We start from the raw sequence: 1,550 nt of genomic DNA, 5'->3' as shown, positions 1-1,550 counted from the left end.
ACCAGGTGCGGATTTTTATCCCGGACAGCCTGTCCGGCGACGCCAACTGGCCGGAGGTGCCCAGCGAGTTCAGCCAGATGGAGGCCAATATCCGGGAGCTGGGCGCACACCCGCCCGTCCCCGGAGATGAGGGCTTTTGGCTGGTGTGGGACCTGGAGCGGGGGGAGTATGTGACCTCAAACCTTCCCCTGCCTAACGTGTCGGTGGGGCCCGCCGGAAAGGCTGCCACCATCAAAGTGGGAGAGACCGTCACCGGAGACCCCGGAACCCAGGCTGCCGTGGAGAACACCGGCACGGAAAATGCGGCGGTGCTGCGGTTTACCATTCCCAGAGGCGCAGTTGGCCCCACCGGCGCCACGCCTGCTATCTCGGTGGAGGTGACCGGCCTGCCCGCAGGCGCTGCGCCCACAGCGGAGGTCTCCGGCACGCCGGAGGCCCCTGTCATTGCTCTGGGCATCCCCGCCGGCAGGCAGGGCGACCCCGGCGGCAAAGGCGACCCGGGCGACCCCGGCCAGACGCCCAATATTACCATCGGCCAGGTGGAGACCCTGCCCGCCGGGTCTGCGGTGACCGCATCCATTACCGGCGAGACGCCCAACCTAGTACTAAACCTTGGCATACCTCAGGGCCAACAGGGTGACCATGGGGCCGGAGTGCCATCCACAGAAGGAGTGCCGGACAATTACGTACTTACGCCTATCGGCTGGGTGCCTCCTCCGAGTGGTGGGGGCTCCGCTCCGGCGTGCCAGGTCTGGGATGTAACCGTAGAGGAGGACGTCATATCCTATGCGATTCCGGTTGACGATCCCACGTCCTACGATTTTTACATCTATCAGGTCAACCGGCCCAGCGGCTGGTCGGGAAATCTGCTGATGGAGTTTGTCCGGAAATCGGACGGGAAATTCTCGAGCAATTTTCAGATCGCCAAGCACGGAGCGGATAGCGGTATTATTTTTGTACGCCCAATAGACGAGAAACCGTGGTGCCTCAGTATGAACTATTCCAATATCGGCGCCGTTATGGCGACGTCTACAAGCGCCGCCTGGTACACGCCGGATGGGACGAAACCGTCGATTGCTGTAAAGAACTCGGCCGGGAATGTGGAAGCCGGGACGAGAATTGTACTGAGGGGGTATCGATTTGAGAGTATTTGACGGAGCTGAATACAGGGACGCCACACCGGAGGAGATCGCGGCATGGGAGGCTGCTGCCAACCAACCCGCACCCCCGCCCAGCACGCAGGAACAAGGTGTCACCCTCATGCGAGCTATGGCGCGCTCCGCTACCACTCTCTCCGACGCGGTGGCCCTGTCTGTCCCTGATCTCCTTCCAACCTGGGAGGAGCTGCTGGCCGCTGGTACCGAAATTTCCGCCGGGGTATGCCTGACATGCAATGGCCAAACATACCATGTTGTACAGTCTGTGACACCGCAGGCGCACCAGCCTCCGGACGCAGACGGGATGCTTGCAATCTACCGTCCCATCGAGCGTGAGCACGCTGGCACTCAGTCGGACCCCATCCCCTGGGTGTATGGGATGGACAGCTACAA

At 62.1% G+C, this 1,550-nt stretch carries 1 pseudogene; it reads left to right on the top strand.

The window, feature by feature from the left end:
- Positions 1–1,154, top strand: a pseudogene (locus WMO64_RS16995) (hypothetical protein); the annotation flags it as partial.
- Between the last annotated feature and the right edge of the window lie 396 nt (positions 1,155–1,550).

This window comes from Pseudoflavonifractor intestinihominis, assembly GCF_040096055.1.
Lineage (GTDB): Bacteria > Bacillota > Clostridia > Oscillospirales > Oscillospiraceae > Pseudoflavonifractor > Pseudoflavonifractor intestinihominis.
Note: the sequence above shows the minus strand (reverse complement) of the source record. Positions and strands in the feature narration are given on the sequence as shown.